This is a genomic window from uncultured Lamprocystis sp. (assembly GCF_903933125.1).
Classification (GTDB): Bacteria; Pseudomonadota; Gammaproteobacteria; order Chromatiales; family Chromatiaceae; genus Thiodictyon.
Map to the genome: position 1 here is coordinate 1 of NZ_CAIZIZ010000019.1, position 2,654 is coordinate 2,654.

The following is a 2,654-nucleotide window of genomic DNA, read 5'->3' on the forward strand; positions in this document are numbered from 1 at the left end:
CGTAACTCGTGTAACCCCAGCGTGACGGCTTGGCGACTCCAGCCAAAGACCGCTTCGGCTTGGCGCGCACTGCCGGCGCAGTACTTCACGGCCATCGCCGCCTGGAACGTCCGCCGCTTGATCGGGACCATGCGCGATGCAGCCAGTTTGATGTCCTCGCGATGGTCCGCGCTGAGCACGGCTAACGGTGTCGGGTCGGTACTCGCGATCATGCGCTTGGAGTCGTCGTTTCTTAACACGCCACTACTATCGCATACAGTGGTATAAATTTCCTCGGAAATCACCTTAGTGGAGTTTCGCACCGCCATCGCCCTGGAAATCGGCCGGCTCCACCAGCCGGTCGTGACCGACTATCAACTTGGGAGCCTGGTGTTTCGTCTGTATGAAGCCAAGACCTATCGCGGCGAGGCGCTGGACGGGATGCCGGCCGCGCGTCCCGAACGCGCCCAGTTCACGCGGCTCGTCGCGGCCCTGGTGACGGAGGGCATCCTCCAGCAGACGCCGGCGGTGTCGAACAAGGACGTGTGGGTCGTGCTCGGCCAGGATCAGGCCGCAGCGGAGGATATCCTGTGCTGCGTCGACCCGTTTTGTTATCTCTCGCACCTGAGCGCCATGGATTACCACGGCCTCACCGACCGCTTGCCCAAGCTGCTGTTCGTGACCTCCTTGCCCGCGCCGCAGTGGGGCCGGCGGGCGACCGAGTCCATGCAGAAGGCGCTCGGGGCGGAGGGGCTCGCCACCTACCTCCAAGCCGGCTTGCCGCCGCTGCGCCGCTTGCGACTCGACAAAATCAACCGCAAGGTCATCAGCGTCCATACCAGCGTTCAGCGCGACCCCGGGGCCTATGTGACCGTGCAGGGCAAACCACGGCGCGTCGCCACCATCGGGCGCACCTTTCTCGACATGCTCCGCGCGCCTGACTCGTGCGGCGGCATCTACCATGTCATGGACCGCTATGCCGCCGAGGCGCCGCGCTATCTGCGCCTCATCGTCGATGAGATCGACCGCCACGGAACGAACATCGACAAGGTGCGAGCGGGCTACGTCCTCGCCGAGCGGCTCAAGCTCGCCCATCCGGCCTTTGACGCCTGGCGGGCCTTCGCGCAGCGCGGCGGTTCCCGCAAGCTCTACGCTCAGGCCGGCTACAGCCCGCGATTTTCCGAGACCTGGTGCCTGTCCATCAATATTGACGAGGCCGACGCAGCCGAGGAGGCGTAAGTGGAGCCGATCGCGATCCGGGAGTGGGTCGACCAAAGCCCGGACGACCGTCCCTTCCGCCAGGCGGTGCATACCATCCTCGCCGCCATTGCCGGGACGCCGGACCTTCAAACCGCCATGGTCATGAAAGGCGGCGTCCTGCTCGCACTGCGCTACCGTAGCCAGCGCCACACCCGGGACATCGCTTTCTCCACCCACATGCCGTTGCGGGATTTTGACCTTGATGCCTTCCGGGAAATCCTGGAGCAGACGCTGATTGGTGCGGTCGAGCGGCTGGGGTATGGCCTGGATTGCCGTATCCAGCGTTGCAAGCAAAGCCCGCCGCGCGCCGATGCGACCTTCCCGACCATCCAGGTGACCATCGGCTACGCCGACAAGGATGACCGCAACGCCCACCAGCGCCTGCTGGCCCGCCGCCGACGACGATCCGGCTCGACGACAGCCTGAATGAGCCAGTCGGCGAGACTGACCTGTTCGCGCTCGAAGCCGGCAGCGTTATCCGGACCGACAGCCTGGTGGAACTGGTCGCCGAGAAGTTGTGGGCGCTTCTCCAACAGGAGGTCCGCAACCGGATCCGCCGTCAGGACATCTACGACCTTCATTACCTGCTGAGCGATCACCCGTTACGGGACGACCCACCGATCCGAGCGCGGATTCTCGAACGGCTGGTGGCGAAGGCGCGGGCGCGCGACCTGGCGGTCGGTCCTGACGCCATGGGCAACCCCGAGATCATCCGCCGGTCGCGGGCCGAGTACAACAATCTCGCCAGCGAGATCGAGGGCGATTTGCCGGATTTCGATGCGGTGTATGGCTTTGTTGAAGCCTTTTACCGGTCCTTGCCTTGGGAGCAAGGCTGATCGCCGAGACCCGTCACCTTGACCGCGCTCTTGCGCGGGTCTGACTGGAAACCTACCAGCGTGTGCTAAAAAATTGCGCGCATCCCGAGCAGACCCCCAACGACACCACGGCACTGGCGCGCCTTGCCGCCGACGCCGACCCCCTTGCCGGACTGATCCCACGCCGGGCGCGGATCGCGCGCCCACCGCACCGCGCGACGATCCCGCCCAGCAGCGTCGGGGCGCTGGGTGGCAGGTGACCGGGCCAACAACGCCGCCGCCTGGTCGGTCTCGGCGGCCCGTCTGGACCCGGCAACGTTGGGCTTTCCCGTCGCCAAGGACGCGGGCTCCACGTTACGGGCCAGCGCTCGGAATCCATGCTAGCTTAGCCCAAGTTTAACACCTCAGATTATTTCTCTCTTAAGATCATCCGCTTACAGCGGAAAAAATTGGTCAGTAGCACTACATTCGTGAAATTTTGTGAAACCGGACGGTTCAGACAGTCATTTTCTGTATCCCTCCCGGACTGGGATCGCTGCCCAGCGCCTGGATGATCGCCAACTGCGCCGGCTCGGCGCGGGTCGCCTTGCGCACATGCAG

General features: G+C 64.6%; 5 protein-coding genes and 1 pseudogene. 3 read left to right on the forward strand and 3 right to left on the reverse strand.

Annotated features, from left to right (window positions below):
* Positions 1-212: hypothetical protein (locus tag QZY03_RS00865; protein ID WP_295577246.1), on the reverse strand; the 212-nt coding region annotated here is incomplete at its 3' end.
* A 76-nt stretch (positions 213-288) separates the two neighbouring features.
* On the opposite strand from QZY03_RS00865, the gene QZY03_RS00870 reads away from it, so the two are divergent.
* From QZY03_RS00870 to QZY03_RS00880, 3 genes are read left to right on the forward strand one after another with little or no spacing between them, the layout of a single operon-like run.
* Complete coding sequence (locus tag QZY03_RS00870) at positions 289-1,218, forward strand: hypothetical protein (protein ID WP_295577249.1); 930 nt, start codon at positions 289-291, stop codon at positions 1,216-1,218.
* Positions 1,219-1,665, forward strand: a complete 447-nt coding sequence (locus QZY03_RS00875) for a nucleotidyl transferase AbiEii/AbiGii toxin family protein (protein WP_295577251.1) — start codon at positions 1,219-1,221, stop codon at positions 1,663-1,665. It abuts the gene before it with no gap.
* Between the two features lie 23 nt (positions 1,666-1,688).
* Positions 1,689-2,075 (forward strand): nucleotidyl transferase AbiEii/AbiGii toxin family protein, encoded by a 387-nt coding sequence (locus QZY03_RS00880; RefSeq protein ID WP_295577255.1) that lies wholly within the window; start codon positions 1,689-1,691, stop codon positions 2,073-2,075.
* Between the two features lie 65 nt (positions 2,076-2,140).
* Here QZY03_RS00880 and QZY03_RS00885 read toward each other — a convergent pair whose 3' ends face one another.
* Positions 2,141-2,392: a hypothetical protein gene (locus tag QZY03_RS00885; RefSeq protein ID WP_295577253.1), complete on the reverse strand. Its 252-nt coding sequence runs from the start codon at positions 2,390-2,392 to the stop codon at positions 2,141-2,143.
* 157 nt (positions 2,393-2,549) lie between these two features.
* A pseudogene (locus tag QZY03_RS00890) lies at positions 2,550-2,654 on the reverse strand (transposase); the annotation flags it as partial.